Source organism: Desmonostoc muscorum LEGE 12446 (assembly GCF_015207005.2).
GTDB lineage: Bacteria > Cyanobacteriota > Cyanobacteriia > Cyanobacteriales > Nostocaceae > Nostoc > Nostoc muscorum.
The window spans coordinates 8,080,071-8,099,939 of sequence record NZ_JADEXS020000001.1 but is presented as its reverse complement, the minus strand read 5'-3'; the positions used below and the strand labels follow the sequence as shown (position 1 = coordinate 8,099,939).

At 43.0% G+C, this 19,869-nt stretch carries 15 protein-coding genes and 2 pseudogenes; 10 read left to right on the top strand and 7 right to left on the bottom strand.

Features of this window, described 5'->3' with window-relative positions:
- The first annotated feature begins 842 nt into the window (after positions 1 to 842).
- The 10 genes and pseudogenes from IQ276_RS33405 to IQ276_RS33360 all read left to right on the top strand — a co-directional run.
- A complete protein-coding gene (locus IQ276_RS33405) occupies positions 843 to 1,682 on the top strand; it encodes a patatin-like phospholipase family protein (RefSeq protein ID WP_193914491.1) in 840 nt (279 codons plus the stop codon).
- 31 nt (positions 1,683 to 1,713) lie between these two features.
- Positions 1,714 to 2,568, top strand: coding sequence for an IS5 family transposase (locus tag IQ276_RS33400; RefSeq protein ID WP_235115308.1), 855 nt, complete (start codon positions 1,714 to 1,716; stop codon positions 2,566 to 2,568).
- Positions 2,569 to 3,177, top strand: coding sequence for a hypothetical protein (locus tag IQ276_RS33395; RefSeq protein ID WP_193922022.1), 609 nt, complete (start codon positions 2,569 to 2,571; stop codon positions 3,175 to 3,177).
- A 434-nt stretch (positions 3,178 to 3,611) separates the two neighbouring features.
- Positions 3,612 to 3,887: a hypothetical protein gene (locus IQ276_RS33390; protein WP_199342603.1), complete on the top strand. Its 276-nt coding sequence runs from the start codon at positions 3,612 to 3,614 to the stop codon at positions 3,885 to 3,887.
- 123 nt (positions 3,888 to 4,010) lie between these two features.
- Positions 4,011 to 5,807, top strand: a pseudogene (locus IQ276_RS33385) (ShlB/FhaC/HecB family hemolysin secretion/activation protein).
- A gap of 705 nt (positions 5,808 to 6,512) precedes the next feature.
- Positions 6,513 to 9,149: an EAL domain-containing protein gene (locus IQ276_RS33380; RefSeq protein ID WP_235116184.1), complete on the top strand. Its 2,637-nt coding sequence runs from the start codon at positions 6,513 to 6,515 to the stop codon at positions 9,147 to 9,149.
- Positions 9,150 to 9,330: 181 nt separating this feature from the next.
- Positions 9,331 to 10,182: an ABC transporter ATP-binding protein gene (locus IQ276_RS33375; protein ID WP_190883650.1), complete on the top strand. Its 852-nt coding sequence runs from the start codon at positions 9,331 to 9,333 to the stop codon at positions 10,180 to 10,182.
- The gene (locus tag IQ276_RS33370) at positions 10,139 to 10,993 is read left to right on the top strand and encodes an ABC transporter permease (protein ID WP_193924153.1); all 855 of its coding nucleotides are present in this window, start codon (positions 10,139 to 10,141) and stop codon (positions 10,991 to 10,993) included. The genes IQ276_RS33375 and IQ276_RS33370 overlap by 44 nt, the downstream gene beginning before the upstream one ends.
- Positions 10,994 to 11,012: 19 nt before the next feature.
- Positions 11,013 to 11,486 (top strand): MarR family winged helix-turn-helix transcriptional regulator, encoded by a 474-nt coding sequence (locus IQ276_RS33365; RefSeq protein WP_073644711.1) that lies wholly within the window; start codon positions 11,013 to 11,015, stop codon positions 11,484 to 11,486.
- Positions 11,452 to 11,646: pseudogene (locus IQ276_RS33360) on the top strand (MFS transporter); the annotation flags it as partial. The gene IQ276_RS33365 and the pseudogene IQ276_RS33360, both read left to right, overlap by 35 nt.
- A gap of 257 nt (positions 11,647 to 11,903) precedes the next feature.
- Here IQ276_RS33360 and IQ276_RS33355 read toward each other — a convergent pair.
- The 7 genes from IQ276_RS33355 to IQ276_RS33325 form a co-directional block, all read right to left on the bottom strand.
- A complete protein-coding gene (locus tag IQ276_RS33355) occupies positions 11,904 to 13,871 on the bottom strand; it encodes a hybrid sensor histidine kinase/response regulator (RefSeq protein WP_193920489.1) in 1,968 nt (655 codons plus the stop codon).
- On the bottom strand, positions 13,871 to 14,347 hold the full coding sequence (locus IQ276_RS33350; protein WP_073645202.1) for a response regulator: 477 nt from the start codon (positions 14,345 to 14,347) through the stop codon (positions 13,871 to 13,873). Before IQ276_RS33350 ends, IQ276_RS33355 begins: the two co-directional genes overlap by 1 nt.
- On the bottom strand, positions 14,344 to 16,353 hold the full coding sequence (locus IQ276_RS33345) for an ATP-binding protein (RefSeq protein WP_193920487.1): 2,010 nt from the start codon (positions 16,351 to 16,353) through the stop codon (positions 14,344 to 14,346). Before IQ276_RS33345 ends, IQ276_RS33350 begins: the two co-directional genes overlap by 4 nt.
- A complete protein-coding gene (locus IQ276_RS33340; protein WP_193920485.1) occupies positions 16,343 to 16,597 on the bottom strand; it encodes a helix-turn-helix domain-containing protein in 255 nt (84 codons plus the stop codon). The genes IQ276_RS33345 and IQ276_RS33340 overlap by 11 nt, the downstream gene beginning before the upstream one ends.
- A gap of 192 nt (positions 16,598 to 16,789) precedes the next feature.
- On the bottom strand, positions 16,790 to 17,128 hold the full coding sequence (locus IQ276_RS33335) for a hypothetical protein (RefSeq protein ID WP_193920484.1): 339 nt from the start codon (positions 17,126 to 17,128) through the stop codon (positions 16,790 to 16,792).
- The gene (locus tag IQ276_RS33330; protein WP_193920481.1) at positions 17,129 to 18,181 is read right to left on the bottom strand and encodes a pentapeptide repeat-containing protein; all 1,053 of its coding nucleotides are present in this window, start codon (positions 18,179 to 18,181) and stop codon (positions 17,129 to 17,131) included.
- 207 nt (positions 18,182 to 18,388) lie between these two features.
- Positions 18,389 to 19,864, bottom strand: a complete 1,476-nt coding sequence (locus tag IQ276_RS33325; RefSeq protein WP_235116183.1) for a pentapeptide repeat-containing protein — start codon at positions 19,862 to 19,864, stop codon at positions 18,389 to 18,391.
- Positions 19,865 to 19,869: the final 5 nt, after the last annotated feature.

The window sequence follows — 19,869 nt, the reverse complement described above, 5'->3', positions numbered from 1 at the left end:
GAATGATATTCGCAAAAGTTCTAAATATCAGGGTGAATTACACGGAAATTTTCTATATTGCTTCCTGAAACCTGGTCTGTATACGGAATGCGGTCTAGTCCAGTAAGCTGAGGTTTTGTACTACGAAAACCCCCCATAATACGCTCGCTAGATTTACCCCCAACTGGAACTTATGCTGTGTGGCTGATCGCGAATGCGTGAATGTACACTTATAAAATTAATGTAAAATTACTTGTTTTCAGTAAAAATACTGAGCCAGCAAACAAGTTGCCGCATTTAAACTGTTTAGCTGAAGGGTAGTGACCAAATGCAACATAAGTGTTACAGAACCAACGTTCAAGGATAATTTAAGAGTCTGACTTGAAAACCGCTCTCCAGTCTAGAATTCGTACTACTCCTTTACCTGGTGATTTTCGTGCTTTGCGAGTAACTTTGCTTTTACCTATAGCGGTATGTATTTGAATGAGATACAAACTTGTGTACTATAGCGGTTTGCAATTGCATGGAGTACAGACAATTCGTAGGTTAGCACAGCTGTGCGCCTCTACCGTGTACCTCATTCAAATGAAAATCGCTATATGAACCTATCCCACTATTCTGAAAATCCCTACTTTTCTTCCTAAAATGTGCTTGAAAACCTTGATTTTTCGTTTCTATTTCTCAATCAGCTTAAGCTTTTTAGCACAAACCTTATTAGTGGGATAGGTTCATCTATTTGAACATATGGTGAAAGTAAAAGGTTATGTTCTTGTGGCTTATATTTAGACACAATCAAGCAAGTTTTTAGAATGAAAAATATTTACCATTAATCTTTCAAAATAATTCGTTTTTAGGAGATAATCATGGAAAATAACAACGGCAAAAACGACGAAAAATTTAGAATTCTCAGTCTAGATGGTGGTGGTATTCGGGGCTTAATAACAGCGCTTATACTTCAAGAAGTAGAAAAACAGATACAAGAAGTTGAAGGTAAAGAACAAAGTTTACTAACTTATTTTGATATGATTGCAGGGACTTCTACTGGCTCTGTTTTAGCAGCAGGTATTGCTACTGGGCAACCAATAAAAAAGCTGATTAATATGTATGAGAAACGAGGAAAAGAAATATTTCCCTCTCATGGGAATTGGAGTCTTTCAAATCTAGTAGAAAGAGCAAAATTAATTGGGAAATATGGATTATTTGCACCTAAGTATGATAATACTGGCTTATGTAATGTTTTAAAGGACTTTTTTACAGAAAATGGAAAAGAAATTATTTTAGAAAACGTAGGTAGAAAGCCAGTAGATAGAAAGCCAGTAGATAGAAAAAAGCGAGGACAAGAAAAACCTAGTCCAATTTTGTTAATTCTTGCCTACGATACCTTATATAGAAATACGACTTTTTTTACTAATTACTATTCTATAGAAGAATATCCTAACAACACTCCCTGGTACTCCAATAAACCTCTTTGGAAGATTTGCGCTAGTTCTGCATCCGCTCCTACCTTCTTTCCTGGATTTGAATTATCAAATTGGGAAACATCAAATATCACCTGCACAGAAAATCAAAAACTACAAGCACGATGGAGTTATCCTCATGTTGATGGTGGAGTAACTGTTAACAATCCTTCTCTATGTGCGATCGCCCGTGCTTTAGACTGGGGCTATAGAACCCATTTGACATCTTGTGAGGTTTTGAATTAAGGTACTCCTCAGCATCTAAAATCCAATACTAATGGCGTATTCCAGCAACCTCACTGATGCAGAATGGGAAATTTTTGAACCCTTATTGCAAGAGATATTACCGACTAAGAAGCAGACTCGACCGACCAACTGGCCAAAGCGAGATATCTTCAATGGAATTCTCTATCAACTAAAAAATGGATGCAATTGGCAAGACTTACCTAAAGACCTCCCCCCTTATTCCACTGTATATTGGCACTACAAACAGTGGCGAGCAGCCGGGGTATTTGAGGAACTGATGAGTGTCTTACATGGACAAGTGCGTGAACAGGTAAAAAAAAAACCGCACTGGACGACATTGATCATCATTGACTCCCAAGCAGTGAAAAATACCTGCAACGCCAGTGTGGAGTCGAAAGGTTTTTGCTTCTACAAAGCCACCAACGGTATTAAAAGGCATTTGGCTATTGACACCCTTGGGTTTCCCTTTTTTACGCTCTGTACTCGCGCCAATGTCTCGGATGATGCCGGATTAATTGAGATGTTTACTCTCAACATCGACTACTTCAAGTCAAAACCTATCGATATTCCCAAGATTACTATCCTGCTAGATCATGGGTATCACCCAGAATATTTGACTCAGGAGTTAGAGCGAATTTACCCAGAGATCATGACCAAAATTCAGTTTCAACTTTCTACGAAACCCTCAAAACAAGAGAAAGCGGCACAAGGAAAATCTGGATTTGTTCCGGCAATAGCTAGATGGGTGATCGAACGCTCCAATGCTTGGATGGAGCGCTGTAAAATTCTGGTTAAGAACTTTGAACGAACCCTGGTTAGTGCCACTGCCAAACTCAATATCTGCTTCATCAGGCTAATGATTAAGAGGCTTGCAGCACCTTCTTAGATGTCAAATGGGTTCTATAAACTCGAAAATATATCCTTACTTTCGATTGGAACTGGTAAAGATACAGAACCATATGAATTTAAAGAGATCCAAGGTTGGGGACTAGTTCAGTGGGCAACTCGCATTACTAATGTATTTATGGCAGGTCAAGGAGAAGTTCAGGATAGAATCTGCCGTAGCTTAATGGGAGGACGAAAATCTGAACGTTATTTACGTCTTCAATTTGACTTAAATCAAACTATGTATACACCAGACAAGCTAGAGAAGGATGATAAACTATATAATGAAATATATAAAGAAGTATTAAAAGATCAAAAAATTGCTCTATCGGACAAAGAGCTTTGTAAAGAATTCCAAGGAATTGCTCAGATGCCTGTAATACATGATAAAAAATTACAAAAAAATCACTTAATTGAAGAAAGAATTGATAACGATATGTCTAATGCTAGCGAAGGTAATATAGAACTGTTGAAGTTGGCTACCAAAGAATACATTAATGGCAATAAAAGTTATACCTTTGAGACTAGATACAACCGTGGCTCACAGATAAAAGAAGGAATCAAACGATTTATTCTGTCAAAGCCACAAGAAGTAGTTAACAAACCCTAAAAATATCTTTTTCTCCTGAAGGTGCGACACACGCCTTCAGGAGAAAAAGATAGGTCAATCATTGTCAAGAAGACCTATCTGTTAAAACATCTTACCTCCATTGTATTAAACGGGAGCAAGATCAATTTATTAGATAAAGTCAAAGAGGAAGCGATCGCTGATCATTCTCCTCAGTACATACAAAAATGATTACTAATTGACTAGTATTGATACTGAAATAGTCAAAATGGTATCAAGTGAAGTCACTACGCCTATAATAGTGATAAAGAAATTGAGAATAATACTTTGTTTATATGGCTAGGGGCACAGCCATGTTCCCTACGATTATCTGTACCTCACGCCTGTTGCAATCTGCTGTATATCGTGCGAGCGCAGGTGATAAACACTGTGTTGGCAAAACTGCGGGATAAGCCTTAGATGGCTTAACTGCCGAGTTGGGAGAGACTGAATTCAGCGCACTACCCGTCATTCAAAGCTTTCGCCCTGACCTATTTTTCAGTGTCAAGCAACAAGAACGGTTATCGGAGTTAATGAGTCTATGGCGGTTAGCACGTGATCGGGGGGCAGGGATTGAATTGAGAGCAGCAACATCTCGCACTGCTACATTGATGCAGTCAGAGCATTCATCAATCGGTACTAAACGGCGATCGCGGAACAAGCCAACCACCGTTGTGAATATTGATAATTTCAAGTCTGCAATCAACACTTAATTTCGGTTTTCGATTGAGATTTGCAGAAGATATTAACTTTAGTGGCAAAAGATGAAGTAAGATTCACATCTATGGCAGTCTCCGTATAGTGCCATAATTCCCGATCAAAAATAGTCCAGTGCGATGATCGATAAATATCCCTTTAATATTGCAACGTTGTGGTTATTACCACTGAGTGTGTTTGTATCCCTGAGCAGCTTAGCTTCCATACCCCTAAAAGCTCAGGCTGTCGATACGACAAAACTACCAAATAGCAATTTGATCTTGTCGCAACAGATCCCACAGCCACAGGATGTTCAACCACCCGCGCCTTCCCCACTTCCCTCACCAGAACTGCCACAGCCACTTCCCCCGCCAGCAGAATTATTTCCACCCTCTACCCCAACTCCCACACCTGAGGAATCAGTTCCTAACAAGTTTCCTCAAACTATTATCGTTGAACGGTTTGAAGTTATTGGTAGCACAGTTTTTAGTCCCGAAGAGTTAGCCGAAGCTACTGCTGAATTTACCAAACGACCGATTTCCCTCACCGAAGTGTATCAGGCACGCTCCAAAATTACTGACTTATACGTACAAAATGGTTACATTACCTCTGGTGCCTATATCCCACCTCAAACCATCCAATCTGGTGTTGTCAAAATTTAGGTAATCGAAGGTAAATTAGAAGACATTCAAATAACTGGGACTCGGCGGTTGAATCGCAATTATGTCCGTAGCCGACTAGCAATAGCTACATCACCTCCTCTGAATCGGCAGCGTTTGTTGGAGGCATTACAACTTTTGCAACTTAATCCTTTAATAGAAAACTTGTCTGCTGAACTCTCAGCGGGTTCGCGCACGGGTGCGAGTCTGTTAGAAGTCAAGATTAACGAGGCAAAAACCTTTAGTAGCCAAATAGTTCTGGATAATGGGCGATCGCCTAGTGTAGGTAGTTTCCGACGCCGATTACAATTGAATGAAGCTAACTTATTGGGATTGGGAGATAGTCTGGGTATAGCTTACACCAATACCGATGGTAGTAACTCCTTTGACGCCAGCTACACCTTACCACTCAATGCCCGCAACGGAACCCTTACCTTCAACTATGGCATCACATCGAGCAATGTCATTGAACCTCCTTTCGAGGTTTTAGATATCCATTCTGATTCTCGCTATTACGAACTGACATTTCGCCAGCCAATAGTTCAAACTCCTACACAAGAATTAGCCCTTGGCTTAACAGCCTCCCGACGGGAAAGTGATATCTCATCCTTTTTACAGAGAGAAGGGGTGCCCGCGTCTGAAATTTCACCTGGAGCTGATGAACAGGGACATACCAGGGTATCTGCGTTGCGATTTTTTCAAGAATGGACTTCTCGCAATAGCCGTGAAGTTATTGCCTTACGCTCTCAATTTAGCTTGGGCATTGATGTGTTGGATGCCACGATTAATGAAAATCCCCCCGATAGCCGTTTTTTTGCTTGGCAAGGACAAGCGCAGTGGGCACGCCTGTTAGCTCCTGAAACCTTATTTTTACTTCGTTTAAATACGCAACTGGCATCCAGAAGACTTTTGCCCATAGAGCAATTTGGCTTAGGTGGGCAAGATAGCATTCGCGGCTACCGTCAAGATTACTTGTTAACAGATAATGCCACTTTTGTTTCTGCTGAAGTTCAAATACCGATTCTGCGTTTATCGCAGATAGATAGTACCTTGCAGGTCGTCCCCTTTGTTGATTTTGGTGTTGGTTGGAACAGTTCTGGTAGAGAGAATCCCGACCCTAATACCCTGGCTGCTGTTGGTTTGGGGTTGCGTTGGTCACAAGGCTCACGCTTCACTGTTCGTCTTGATTGGGGAATTCCTTTAGTATCAGTTGAGTCTGGCGATCGCACATTACAAGAAAACGGTTTGTATTTTAGCTTACTCTATAATCCTTTTTAAATCACTTACCAAATAAGGCAAAAGTTAACAATTAAAAAGCACTCATCAAGAAAAAATAATTCCTAACAACGCCCTAAATTTATTTCTGGAAAATAAAATAAAGATTTGTCGCTTTCTGAGAAGTCTCTTTGCGTCTACAGGACACCCTGTGGAGGCAACCCTTGTAGTGGCGGCAATTTGAGGCAACTGTCGTAAATCAACAATGTGTCAAAAGTTAAATACCATGAAATTAGAAGTATTTGATTTTTATTTTTTACTTTGAGGTTTTTAATTTTTCAAACTTAGATAGCAATAAATTATCGTTGCATACTCTGTGGTTTTTTCGGAATTGAACCATCAGTTGAAAGTAAAAATCCGCAAATATACCATGTATTGTATTCGGTGTTTGATTTTATTTTGGGTATCCTAAAAAAAGGAAAGGTTAGATTATATAGACCAACGAACAAAGTTTATAAATTATGCATGACTTGAGAAAACAGCTAGGACTTCTACAGCAAAAACGGGTTAGACAATTGGGCATCTCATCCCAGAAGCTAAATTCTCAAGAAAAAGGCTGGTTTGCATCCTCATACAAATTTTGGAATCATAGATAGCAATAAATTTAATTGACTAAATTCCCTAAAAAGCGGAACTTAAAATTCTGAACTTATGGGAGCAGTATTTTTCAGACTAAAACCTAAAAATATGAAAATTTGAGGAAGAATCATGCTAGGAAATGAGCGGGAAAAAATACGCCATCTGTTGGTCATCCAAGACCTACAAGGGCAGCGAACTGTCACCCTGAGAGAGGCTACTTATTCTTTAGGAAGACATTCCGCCAATACTATTGTCTTAGCTTCCCGCTCAGTATCAATGCAACATGCAATTTTATTGCGAGTAACTGTTCCAGAAAGTGACCAATATGGCTTCCAGATAATTGATGGCAACTACAAGGGTAAAGGAAGTACCAATGGCTTGTTTGTCAATGGCGATAGATGCTTCTCTCACAACCTCAGACATGGAGATGTCATTGCCTTTGGTAATAATCAAGCTCAAGCCAAATATTATGCTATTTCTAATCTCTCAGAACAAGCATTTTCTGAATCTTGTGATATTGAAGATTTATTTGGTTTTTTATCAGAGCAACCCAATCCTGCCAATCCTTTTCAAACCCTAGCTGTCGATCCCACCTTTGAAGCAGCTAGTGAGACTGCTCTTGCTCGCCTAGCATCCTTCCCAGAACTGATCCCCAATCCAATTATCGAGATGGATTTCGAGGGAACAGTGACTTATCTCAATCCAGCCGCAGCTCTCAAGTTTCCCAAACTGAGAGAAACTGGGATGCAACATCCAATCTTAAAAGGACTGTTAAGCGCTGTTAAGAATCTAGAAAAAAATTCTTTTATGCGGGAAGTGGAAGTAGGTACAGAAATTTTTGAACAATCAGTTCTCTACCTTCCTGAAAGTGATTTAATTAGAACTTTTATTGCCAGAGATATTACAGAACAAAAGCAAGCCACAGCCGAACTACACCAGCGCGATCGCTTGTTACAAGCAGTTGCAGAAGCCGCCAATTATTTGCTGGGCGAAATGAATTACGAAACAGGCATTGAGAGAGCTCTAGCTGTTTTGGGCGAAGCTGCCAAAGCAGATCGTGCTTATCTTTTCCAAAATCACCCCCATCCTGCCACAGGGGAAATAGCAGTGAGCCTGCGGTTTGAATGGACACAATCTTTTATCGAACCTACCCACCACTATTGGCAGAATCAGCCTTATGAAGCTTCTGGATTAACTCGTTGGTACAATGTTCTCTCCAGTGGGCAGTCAATTAACGGACTCACCCAAACATTTCCCGTCGTCGAACAACAATTATTGATTCGAGACGACATTCAATCCCTACTTCTAGTACCTCTGCGGTTGGAGAACGAGTTTTGGGGTTACCTTGGTTTGGCAGACTGCACCTGTGAGCGTCATTGGTCAAGGCACGAAGAATCCACCCTATTGACGATGGCAGCCAGTATTATTGGTGCGCGGCAGCGTCAGCAAGTAGAAGAAAAGATTCGCTATCAAGCCCTGCATGATATGCTCACAGCGTTACCGAATCGTCTACTATTTGACGAGATGCTAGGCAAAACCCTGCCCAACGCAATTCGCAACGGGGAAAGTTTAGCTGTGATCTTCCTCGACTTGGATCGCTTCAAGGTAATCAATGACACTCTTGGGCACACGCTGGGAGACAAGTTATTACAAAACGTCGCTCAAAGATTAAAAGACTCACTCAGAAAGGGAGACACCGTAGCCCGTTGGGGAGGCGATGAGTTTATCATTTTACTCCCGCGAGTGAATAATATCGAAGAAGTAACCCAAGTCGCACAGAGAATCTTACAAACCTTAGAGGATGCTTTTTATCTCCAAGGGCATGAACTTTACATCAGTGCCAGCCTTGGTATTGCCTTGCTCGATCGCAACAGTCCTGACGCCGAAACACTAATCCAGCACGCAGATACCGCTTTGTATCACGCCAAAGACAAAGGACGAAATAACTACCAATTCTACAGTGCTTCCCTGAGCGCCAAAAATCCTGAACTTCTGACTTTAGAGAAAAGCTTGCGCTATGCCCTAGAACGCAAAGAATTTTCCGTGTACTATCAACCTCGTGTGAACATTACCACAGGAGAAATTACTGGAATGGAGGCTTTGTTGCGTTGGCAACACCCGGAGATGGGATTGGTCGCGCCCAGTGTTTTCATTCCCCTGGCTGAACAAAGCGGATTAATTGTCCCCATCGGCGAATGGGTACTGCGGACAGCCTGTAAGCAAAATAAAACTTGGCAAGATGCAGGATTACCACCCCTGATGATCGCCGTTAATCTTTCTCTTAAGCAATTCCGCCAACCCCAATTAGTAGAGACTGTAGCCAAAATTTTAGAACAAACAAGACTAGATGCTCACTTTTTAGAGTTAGAAATTACTGAAACCACAGCCATTGAAGATTTAGACTTCACCCGAACCGTATTACAAAATTTACAGCAAATGGGCGTTCATCTCTCAATTGATGACTTTGGTACTGGTCATTCTTCCCTCTCACGCCTACAGCTTTTGCCACTCCACAACTTGAAAATCGATAAGTCTTTCATTCAAGATTTGACGCACGATGTCAAAGTCGCTCATATTATCAAGGCGATAGTTACCTTGGGGCGGAGTTTGGGATTGAGGCTGACAGCCGAAGGGGTAGAAAACGAAGAGGAATTGGAGTTTTTAAGATCTATCCACTGCGAAGATGTTCAAGGTTTTCTATTCTACCGACCGCTTTCTGCCCAAAAAGCCACAGAAGTCCTGGAAAGTAAACGACCAACCCTTTAGGATTGGGCATGGGACATTAGGAGTGCTGGGGCCGTGAGTTAGGAGTTATTATTCTACCCTCTGATCCGTCATCTCCCCATGCCCACTTTCTATTTTTCTATCAGCGAACTATTGACTTCAGACAAATGTATTGGGAAACTAATAGTTAGTTTATCTAACTAAATTAGGTGCATCGAAACTTGTGACAATACTTACGGGAAAAATCAATCGATCGCAACCAGCTAGCGAGCCAAAACCACTGATTTTGGAAACTCAGGGACTGACGCGCCATTTTGGCAAGTTAACTGCTGTTAATAACCTGAGCATATCTGTGGAGCAAGGTGAAGTATTTGGGCTGCTCGGACCGAATGGGGCAGGCAAAAGTACAGTAATTAAAATGTTGACAACCTTACTGCCTATCAGTGCAGGGAGAGCAACCTTAGCTGGCTACGATGTGACTCGGCAATCCGATGCTGTCAGACGCGCTATCGGTTATGTACCCCAGGCGCTGTCTGCTGATGGTAGCCTCACGGGTTACGAAAATCTGTTAATCTTTGCCAAGCTTTATGAAATACCGACAAAAAGACGCGATCGCTGCATCTATGAGATTCTAGAGTACATGGGTTTGCAAGATGCTGCCAAGCGCTTGGTACGAACCTACTCTGGTGGGATGATCCGCAAGCTGGAAATTGCCCAATCGATTTTGCATCAACCCCAAATTTTATTTCTGGATGAGCCGACTGTCGGACTAGATCCCATCGCCCGCACTCAAGTATGGCAACTTGTGCAACAACTTTGTGCCGATTACGGCACAACTATATTTTTAACAACCCACTTTTTAGAAGAAGCAGACAGTCTCTGTGACCGAGTGGTGATTATGCAACAAGGCCAAGTTGTGACCACAGGCGCACCAAGCGACTTAAAAGCCTCCTTGGGGAAAGCAAACGCAACTTTGGATGATGTCTTTATTCACTACACAGGCGACCAATTAACATCAGGAGTCAACTACCGTGACACAGCAAGAACCAGACGTACTGCTCAGCGGTTGGGTTAAAGTATCACCTCCTCGCCGAGCTAATTTTATCTCTGCAATTAGTGAGCTAGTTACGAAAACCCTAGCGATCGCCGAATTGGAAGTACGCAAACTCCGCCACGATCCCACTGATTTAATAGTTAGAGCTGTGCAACCAGCTTTATGGTTACTGATTTTTGGGCAAGTTTTCTCCCGGACTCGCGCCATTCCTACAGGAAACCTCCCTTATTTGGATTTTATCGCCGCTGGTATTCTGGCTCAGAGCGTCTTATTTGTGGCAATTTTCACTGGTGGGATGACGTTGATCTGGGAGCGAGATTTAGGGATTGTGCATAAATTCTTAGCTAGTCCTACACCCCGTGTGGCAATGGTTTTGGGCAAAGCACTGGCGTGTGGGGTGCGGTGCTTATCACAGGTAGTAGTCATTTACGGATTAGCATTTTTATTAGGTGTCAAACTCAATCTCCATCCCCTAGCGATTCTCCAAGTGCTACTGTTGGTGATGCTGGCAGCGGCTTGCTTTTGTCTTTTTTCCTTAATTATTGGCTGTTTGGTGAAAACGCGAGAACGGATGACGGGTATTGGGCAATTATTAACCATGCCCTTATTTTTTGCTAGCAATGCCATCTATCCCATCTCACTGATGCCTGATTGGTTAAAATTCATTTCCCATTTAAATCCCTTGACTTATGAGGTTGATGGCTTACGGGGCACCATGCTGCTGAACGGCACTAGTATCTATGGCTTTGGTCTCGATTGTACAATTCTCTTGTTAACATTAATAATCTTAGCCATCATTGGTGGACGACTTTATCCACGGGTGGCGATGTAATCAGGAGAACAACAATCCCATGACCTTGGATAAACCAACTCAAGGTACAACTTCCGAAGACTGTGCTGCCAGAGTAATGGAAACAGTTCCATTAGTGATGCGGTTTATCCGAGCCGATATGCGTGCCCACAGCGCCGCTTTTTTATCTATACCTCAGTTGCGATCGCTGGCATTTATCAACCGGAATCCTGGTGCTTCATTATCTGACTTGGCAGAGCATTTGGGTGTCACCTCTGCCACAGCATCAGCAACCATAGAACGCCTAGTACAACGTAACTTTGTCGAACGCATCGCTGATCCTCAAGAGCGGCGGCGAGTGCTGCTCAATCTGACCCAGGAGGGAAAGCAGCAACTCAAGCAATCCCAAGATCAAACTCGCGCTCATATTACCGACCTGCTCAAAGGTCTGACAGAAGAGCAAATTTCCAACATTGAAGAAGGCTTAACTCTACTAAAAAATGTCTTCGAGCAAACAGAAATCAAATCGCCATAGCTCTCTTGTTGCACAGCACGATCCCTTTGCAGCCCTGAGGTTTCGGGACTATCGGCTATTTACCATTGGACGCCTACTGCTGTTCGTGGGATCGCAAATGCAAACTGTAGCCATTGGCTGGGAACTCTATGAGCGTACTGGCTCGGCTCTAGCTTTAGGTTTTGAACTCATTCCTCAGCCCGAAGCAAATACTGTTTCTTAGGAGAGGGTTATATCATGTCCGGTTAAAGACTTATCATTAAGGCAGCAGAGGGGCAGAGGGGCAGGGGAGCAGAGGGGAAGGGTTTTTGGGTTTGTGCATAGATTCGGGAATCATAACTAATTAGCCGGACATGATATAAGACGCGATGAATCGCGTCTCTACAAGAATCCAATATGCATGGGTTATTGTAGAGACGGCGATTTATCGCGTCTGTCTTATTTATGTTTAATTAAACTTGAAATGGCGATGAGCAATTCCTCTGGCGCCACAGGTTTAACGATGTGCTGTTGAAACCCTGCTTGGAATGCTTGTTGCTGATCGATTTCGCCTGCATAAGCAGTCAGAGCGATCGCTGGAATTTTTTCTCTCCCTGCTTGTGCCTCGAAAGCACGTATTTGTTCTATCAGCATATAGCCGTTCATTTCTGGCATTCCGATGTCGCTGAGTAAGATATCTGGCTTTGATTGTGCTAAAGTCTGTAATGCTTCACCTGCTGATGCAGCTGCAATCACTGTGGCTCCAAACTCTTCAAGGACAAATCTAAAAAAGTCCAGGCTGTCGGCGTTGTCATCTACAATCAAGACTTCTACACCCATCAAGGGAGAGAAGCCAGAAGCGACTATTGCAGAATTAGGGTTGGTATCATCTTTGATTAATGCACCGTCTTTGATTAATGGTAATCTCACTGTGAAGGTAGCTCCCTGGTTCTCGCCGGGACTTTGCACCCAAATTGTTCCGCCGTGCATTTCGACTAGGTGACGGGCGATCGCTAAGCCTAATCCCAAGCCACCAAATTTTCTCGTTGTTGTATTGTCGCCCTGACAAAAATAGTCAAATACATGAGGCAAAAAGTCTGATTTAATGCCCTTACCTGTGTCGCTGACGGTAATTTGGGCATCGGCGTCGATGCACTCTAATTGCACATTTACTTGTCCGCCTGTGGCTGTGAATTTCACGGCATTGGATAATAAATTCCAGACGATTTGCTGTAAGCGAGCTGAATCACCCAAAACTTTGCCGACTCTCGGATCGAGCATTGTTTCTATCTGAATGGTTTTTGCCTCTGCTGCTAAACGCACTGTTTCCATTGCTGCTTCAATGGTGGATGCCAAATCCACTGATGCCATGTTGAGGTTGAGTTTACCTTGGAGGATGCGAGAAACATCGAGCAAGTCTTCGATGAGTTGAGCTTGTAATTTGGCGTTGCGTTCAATGGTTTCTAAGGCTTTTTTCAGGGCTGTTTCGTTAAATTTACGGCTCTGCAAGAGTTTTGCCCAACCGAGAATCGGATTTAGGGGCGATCGCAATTCATGGGAAAGCACCGCCAAAAACTCATCTTTGATGCGGTTGGCGGCTTCAGCTTCGGCGCGGGCTAATTTCTCCCGTTGCAAAAGGCGATCGCGTTCTTCTTCGGTGCGTTTGCGATCGGTGATATCGGTTAACATGGCGATCGCACCTAAGAATTCATGCTGTTCATTAAAAATCGCTCTAGCAGAAATCAGTGTCCAAATATAAGAACCATCTTTGCAGCGCCATCGACCTTCTTTCAAATCGCTGTCTTCTTTCTTGAACCATTGGAGTTTTTCTGCGGTGTCGATACCATCAACTACATCAATAAAATCAAATATAAAACGACCGAGCATTTCTTCTGCTGCATAGCCTAACATTTGTGACATCCGCTGATTCACAAACTCTGTTCGCCCTTGGGAATCAATCGTCCAAATTCCTTCATAAGAGGTATCAACAATTCGGCGATACCTGGCTTCACTTTTTTGTAAAGACTCTTCTACAAGCTGGCGATCGCGGCGTTCTTTGGCTTCCCGCAATGCCCTTTGCACCGAGGGAACTAACCGCCCTAGTCGTTGCTTTAAAACATAATCTGTTGCACCATTCTTCAAAGCTTCGATCGCTAATTCTTCACCCAATACCGCAGAAACAAAAATGAAAGGAATCTCTGGACACTTATTTCGAGCAATTTCCAAGGCAGAAATTCCATCAAAAGATGGCAAGGCATAATCGGCAAGAATTAAATCAAAAGCCTCTGTGGAAATAGCGGCCAAAAACTCAGCGCCGCTTTCGACTCTTACCAATTCACAATCAATTCCTCCTTCCGCTAGCATTGCTTGGGTAAGTTCTGCATCCAACAAACTATCTTCTAAAAGGAGGAAACGAAGCACACTCATCAGTTCTTCTCCTGTTGACGATTAGGTGCAGGAGGTAAAGCGCCAAGGGGAGGCTGATTAATCACTGCCCAAAACAGTCCTACACCCTTAATGGCATCGGCAAATTCATGATAATCTACGGGCTTGACGACATAAGCATTAACGCCTAACTTGTAGCATCGAACTAAATCTGGTTCCTCACGGGAAGAAGTTAGCACCACCACCGGAATCACTTGCATTACTGGGTCAGATTTGAGTTGTGCTAGCACTTCTAGTCCATCGATTTTAGGTAATTTCAAATCGAGTAGCACCACAACAGGATGCCCTTCCATCCGCAACCGGAACAGTCCCCGGCGATAGAGATAATCTAAAGCTTCCTCTCCATCACGTACCACCACTACTTCATTTGCCAGATGGTTTTCTGACAAAGCAGCTAATATTAATTCTGCATCATTAGCACTGTCTTCAATCAGCAGAATTCTCTTCAGTTCTCTCATTCACTCTCCCTCTTCGACAACTTTGGCAGTGAAAAATAGAAGGTAGCTCCACTGTCAACTTCACCCTCTGCCCAGACTCGACCATTATGCCGATGAATAATCCGCTGCACGTTGGCTAATCCAACACCAGTGCCTTCAAATTTGGAGTCGCTATGCAGGCGTTGAAATACTCCGAATAGCTTGTGGACATATTGCATGTTAAACCCAACACCGTTATCTTGCACAAAAAAGATGACTTCGTTTTCATTATCGGTACTGCCAACGGTGATTTCTGCGATAGTGCGAGTTTGGGTATATTTAACGGCATTGCCCATCAGGTTGCGAAGCACCAGCCGCAGCATGGAGGGATCGCCCTGCACTTGTGGTAATGACTCGATGTGCCAATGAATTACCCGTCCTTGGGTTTCTGTAAACAAATCCCGTTTTACTTCTTGCACTAGCTCCTCAATATTCAGGGTGGTATAACGCATCTCGGTGCGCCCCATACGAGAAAATGTCAGCAACTCATCAATTAGTACTCCTGCCTGTTTTGCGGTTTGGGCGATGATTTTTAAGTAGCGCTGACTTGTTGGATCTAAAGTTGTTGAGTTCAGGTGCTTGGCAAGCAATTCTACAAATCCGGCGATGTGGCGAAATGGCGCTCGCAAGTCGTGAGAGACTGAATAGGAGAAAGATTCTAGTTCTTTGTTGGCGGCTTCTAACTGGGCTGTGCGCTCTTGAATCCGTTGCTCTAGGGTTTCGTTTAGTTGTTGTAAGCTAGTTTCGGCAAGTTTGCGATCGCTAATGTCGCCAACTAGTCCCAGCATCCGTACAGCTTCACCCTGAGCATTATAATAAACATGACCCCGCCCCCAAATCCAACGCAACTCTCCATCGGCGCGGCGAATGCGGCATTCAAAATCCCAGATATCATTATTAGTTAAAGCATTCAAAAATTTCGCTTCAACTAAAGAGCGATCCTCAGGTAAGACGTGTTGGAGGAAAATTTCATAAGTCCATTCTGCCAGAAGAGATTCGTAGCCAAAGATTTGGTCATGTCGCAGAGAACGGTGGGCAGTTTTATTCCTCAAGTCCAAATCCCAATCGCCTAACTCTGCCGATTGCAGGGCAAATCTCAGCCGTTCCTCGCTCTCCCGCAACGCTTCTTCTGCTAAAAGGCGATCGCGCAACGCTGCTTGCTGTTGGCTAATATCAGTAATCAACACCGCAAACCCTTCAACTGTTCCCTGTCGATTAAACTGGGGAACGTAAATAGCATTAATGTAGCGTGTTCCAACATTTTTATAAAAAATTTCAGCTTCAAAAGTTACCTGCTCTCCTGAGAGTACTTTTTCCACATGGGGACGAACTACTTCATAGGCGGGTTCACCCAAAACTTCCCAAAGATGCTTTCCATAGACTTCTGCCGCTGGTTGCCCAAACCACTCTTCATAAGCTCGGTTGTTAAAGCGGTAGCGTTGTTCTAAATCCACAAAGGAAATCAAAACTGGCAGTGTATCCGTAATTAGCTGAAGTTCTGTTTCTCGTCGCCGCAGTACTTGTTCATTGGACTCTACAAAGCGATTGAACTGTGCCTCGCTTTGGCGAAGAAACCTCAGACTTTCCTCAGCTTTGCGGACAGCTATGCGCCGTGATTCGTTGAGCGAGCTGATTAACCCTGCCGCCAGTATGAATACAGCTAAGGAAACTAAAATGTTCAAATTTGTAGTATTTACTGGATAAAGCGGTCTCGATAACAAGTAATTAAGTGCCAAACTAGACAAAACAGTTGCGAATAATCCCGGAGCTAAGCCACCATACCAAGCACTCACCATTACCGCAGCAAAAAGTAGTGCCGCAGGCGTGGCGCTGATATATTGATTTAGTAGCAGGGTGATTCCCAGTGCGAAGGCAACAGATAGCAAAGCAACAGCGTAGTGTAGAAACTGCTCCCGAATAAATGCCTCTTTTTTTCTTTTAGCAACAAAGATGTTTTCGGGTTGAGAAACCCTCAACTTATGAATCATAACGGGATTCTGCTTCTGGAAAATACTGTTTTAGCAGTCTTTTGCCTGGTTCACCCATCTGGCGGATCATTTCTTCTATGAGTTTTAGCGCTAACGGTGAGGGCAGTGTATGGCCATTCTCCCAACGATTCACTGTTTTGAATGAAACTCCTAATCTAGCGGCAAATTGTTTCTGAGAAACATTGAGTTGATGCCGCAGTTCTCGAATTAAATCTAAAGTTCCCAGTGATTTTGTTACAGACATCTCCTTTTCCTATTCCTACAGTATGAATAAAATAGGACACTTGTCCTATTGTTTGTCTCTTACTTAGGGAATATTTTCTCGGTTCAGGAACTCTAACGAATAAATTATTGAATTTTTTAAGATGGGCGTCTTGATTGTGGGGTGATTTTTGAGGGCGGGCAAGATGTTCACTTTAAAATAGTCATGACTATTTTATACAATGCCTATGTTTTGCTGTTGAAGTGGAGTGTATTGGTTAGGAAGGTCAATGTTGAGGATCAAAGGTGCAATTTCGAGGATCAAACACGCAACGTTGAGGTTCAAAGGTGCAATTTCGAGGATCAAAGGTGCAACGTTGAGGTTCAGAGGGTCAATGTTGAGGATAAAAGGCGCAATTTCGAGGATAAAAGGTGCAACGTTGAGGATAAAAGGTGCAATTTCGAGGATAAAAGGTGCAACGTTGGAGTTCAGAGGTGTAACGTTGAGGTTCAGAGGTGCAATGTTGAGGATAAAAGGCTCAACGCTGGAGTTCAAAGGTTCACGTTTCAGCATCTAAGGGGAAACTTCAACATTCCAATGTTTGGGCGGTTGAAGATTTTCCGGTAATATTGTTGTGCGATCGCCTTTTGCTGATTCAATCTGCTGTTGTTCTAGATTTTCAGCACCCCAGAGGAATGCCCCCTGTAAGTTTGCTTTACTAAGATCTGCCCCTTGGAGATTGGCTTTATTGAGATATACCCCTTGGAGGTTGGCTTCAATGAGATATGCCCCTTGGAGGTTGGCTTGAGTGAGATACGCCCCTTGCAGATTGGCTGCTCTCAAGACTGCCTCTTGCAGATTGGCTTCAATGAGATGCGCTCCTTGCAGATTGGTTTTCCTCAGGATTGCCTTTTGCAGGTTGGTTCCCGTCAGGATTGCCCTTTGCAGGTTGGCTTGCGCGAGGTCTGCCTTTTGCAGGTTGGCTTTCGCGAGGTCTGCTCTGCTGATATCGATATTATTGAAATCCAATCTCTGATTTTCCGGGTCATTCTGAGACTTGCGCCGTCCAATTACGGTAAGGGCTGCTTGAATATGCGTCTGAGGTGTTGCATTCTCTGCCTTTTCCTTGTCTTTGTTCAAACCTGCATTCTCTCGTACAAAAGCCGTAAGGACTTCCATGATTGTCCAGTGATCATCTTTGGAATCTTTAGCGATTCGTTCTAGAGTATAAATTGCCCCCAATTGCGTTTCAATCTTTTCATTCCCAAGCTGTTCAATAGCCTTAGCAAAGCGTTCTGTAATTTGCTTGTCTTGTGCAGCTTTAGCATTTTGGAGCGCAGCCTCAGCACTTTTGTTTGCAGCTTCAGCAGTTTTATCCATAGCTTCCCAACGCTTAGCTGCATAGAACGCATTGATTAATACTGCAAATCCACCGAAAATCGTTCCAAGAGTTGTTAATGCTTTAGCTCCATAATCCAGCCTTTGCTCCGTTTCCAAACCTTTTGGATTCAAAAATGCAAAATCAGAAAATAAAAATATCAAGATAAAAGCAACCAAAAAGATGATAAATATGACAGCTAGAATTATCAACCAATTCTTAAGTGTGTCTGTGTTGTTATCGGACATAGCTTTAGCCTTCCTCATCTCCAGAATTGTTACGGAGACTTTTGGTAAAAACTATAGCAAGCAATAAGTGAAACTGGTAGAATGCGCCGAGATAACTAAGTGATGCTGAGGTAACCCCAATTTGATAAATGATTGCCAAAAATGGATTTAAACCAATCCAGATACACAAAACAATCCAAAATCTAAAATCTAAAATCCAAAATCGTATCAGCCTGATTGTCGCCAATCGGTCGGTGCTTCTATATGATCGGGTAAGCGAGTAGTGCGATCGCCAACTGCTTTTTTAATCTGCTGCAACTCTAGGTTTTTCGCTCCCGTCAAAATTGTCCCTTCAAGTTTCACATCACTCAGATTAGCTTGGGAAAAGTTAGCTCCCATAAGATTTGCCTGAGTTAGGTTAGCTTGATGCAAAGTTGCTCTTTGGAGGTTGACTCCGATGAGGTTTGCTTGATACAAATCTGCTTCGGTTAAGCTGGCTTCTGAAAGGTTGGCGAAATAGACTTCTGTTTGATGGAGTTTGGCTGCATTCAAGTTAGCCCCAGAAAGGTTGGCACCATTCAAGTTAGCCCCAGAAAGGTTGGCACCAATCAAACCAGTCATGTGCAAATTAGCTTTACCGAGTTTTGCTCCTTGCAAGTTAGCTAAAAACAGCTTTGCTCCTGAGAGGTTGGCAATTTTCAAGGTTGCTTGTTGCAAGTTGGCTTTATAGAGGTTTGTTCCTTGCAGATTTGCTGCACGCAGACTTGCTCCATAGAGGTTGGCTGAACGCAGATTTGCACCACAGAGGTTGGCGCGGTTGAGGTTAGCCCAAGAAAGGTCGGCTCTACTCAAGCTGGTTTTGAGCAATTTAGTTTCATAGAGAATACACCGAACGAGTCTAGCGCCGTTCAAGTCAGCCTCAGATAAATCTGCTCCCCGCAAGTCAGCCCCACTCAAATCTGCTCCCCGTAAGTCAGCTTGTTGCAGATTAGCTCCCACTAAATCTGCTCGCCTGATGTCGGAATTACGTAAATCAAGTTTCTGATCTTTTGGGTCTTCGAGTAAATTCCGTCTGGCGATGACAGTTAAGGCTGCTTGAATATCGGTGCGTATTTTTGCTGTTTCTTCCTGGAGATTTGGCTGCAACTGCTGTGTCGAACGTGACCCACCTTTGCGCCTATTTGAGTAAATAGCCGGTGAATATTCTGGCTTTTGAGGCTCTGGTTTTACTTGCTGGATTGGTGTATTTTCTCGCACAAAGGCAGTGAGGATTTCCATGATTGTCCAGTGTTCTTTGGGGAAATCCTGGGCAACTCTTTCTAATGCATAAATTGCGCCTGTGCGAGTTTCAATTTTTTCATGTCCCAGTTGAGAAATTGCTCCCATAAAGCGTTCTGCAACCAATCTGTCTTGATTGAGTTTTGCATTTTGAATGTCAATTTCTAAGTTTTTCTCAGCGGCGATCGCATTTTTCTGCATTGCTTGGACACGCTTGGCTGCATAATAAGCATTAAACATTGCTGCCGATGCCAGAAAAATGATTGCAGTGGTTGTTAATGCTTGGTTTCTATACTGTATTCTCTCCTGAATTGACAATTCTTTAATACTGGACAATGCGAAGAAAATTACAGTCAACGAGCAAGCAAATATAACTGTTATAGTTATCAACCAATTCAACAGAGTGTCTGTCTTTTTAGAAGACATGGTAA

What these genes read in the sequence shown, in the direction of transcription:
- IQ276_RS33405 (WP_193914491.1), top strand. Translation starts at nt 843, where the DNA reads ATGGAAAATAACAACGGCAAAAACGACGAAAAATTTAGAATTCTCAGT.
- IQ276_RS33400 (WP_235115308.1), top strand. Translation starts at nt 1,714, where the DNA reads ATGGCGTATTCCAGCAACCTCACTGATGCAGAATGGGAAATTTTTGAA.
- IQ276_RS33395 (WP_193922022.1), top strand. Translation starts at nt 2,569, where the DNA reads ATGTCAAATGGGTTCTATAAACTCGAAAATATATCCTTACTTTCGATT.
- IQ276_RS33380 (WP_235116184.1), top strand. Translation starts at nt 6,513, where the DNA reads ATGCTAGGAAATGAGCGGGAAAAAATACGCCATCTGTTGGTCATCCAA.
- IQ276_RS33365 (WP_073644711.1), top strand. Translation starts at nt 11,013, where the DNA reads ATGACCTTGGATAAACCAACTCAAGGTACAACTTCCGAAGACTGTGCT.
- IQ276_RS33355 (WP_193920489.1), bottom strand. Translation starts at nt 13,871, where the DNA reads ATGAGTGTGCTTCGTTTCCTCCTTTTAGAAGATAGTTTGTTGGATGCA.
- IQ276_RS33350 (WP_073645202.1), bottom strand. Translation starts at nt 14,347, where the DNA reads ATGAGAGAACTGAAGAGAATTCTGCTGATTGAAGACAGTGCTAATGAT.
- IQ276_RS33345 (WP_193920487.1), bottom strand. Translation starts at nt 16,353, where the DNA reads ATGATTCATAAGTTGAGGGTTTCTCAACCCGAAAACATCTTTGTTGCT.
- IQ276_RS33340 (WP_193920485.1), bottom strand. Translation starts at nt 16,597, where the DNA reads ATGTCTGTAACAAAATCACTGGGAACTTTAGATTTAATTCGAGAACTG.
- IQ276_RS33335 (WP_193920484.1), bottom strand. Translation starts at nt 17,128, where the DNA reads ATGCTGAAACGTGAACCTTTGAACTCCAGCGTTGAGCCTTTTATCCTC.
- IQ276_RS33330 (WP_193920481.1), bottom strand. Translation starts at nt 18,181, where the DNA reads ATGTCCGATAACAACACAGACACACTTAAGAATTGGTTGATAATTCTA.
- IQ276_RS33325 (WP_235116183.1), bottom strand. Translation starts at nt 19,864, where the DNA reads ATGTCTTCTAAAAAGACAGACACTCTGTTGAATTGGTTGATAACTATA.